This is a genomic window from Halobacteriovorax sp. DA5 (genome assembly GCF_002903145.1).
Classification (GTDB): Bacteria; Bdellovibrionota; Bacteriovoracia; order Bacteriovoracales; family Bacteriovoracaceae; genus Halobacteriovorax_A.
The window spans coordinates 1-226 of sequence record NZ_PPDJ01000029.1 but is presented as its reverse complement, the minus strand read 5'-3'; the positions used below and the strand labels follow the sequence as shown (position 1 = coordinate 226).

At 54.9% G+C, this 226-nt stretch carries 1 pseudogene; it reads right to left on the bottom strand.

The features are described from left to right. Positions 1–226, bottom strand: a pseudogene (locus C0Z22_RS15770) (arginine kinase); the annotation flags it as partial.

Genomic DNA, 226 nt, shown 5'->3' with positions numbered 1-226 from the left:
CCAAGATGCTCGTTCCACATGAAACCGTGGTTGTGCTTCTTGAAGACGTCCTCAATCTTCTGCAGGCCAACGCAGAACCTCTTAAAGACCTCCTTCATGTTGCCACCCTTCTGCATGGAGATGACACGCAGGTGATCCTCCTCGTTCACCCACACAAGGAAGGTCTTGTTGTCGTTGTGCCAGATGCCTCTTGCGTCAGGCCAGTCGCGGGCCATGCCAGCAGCCA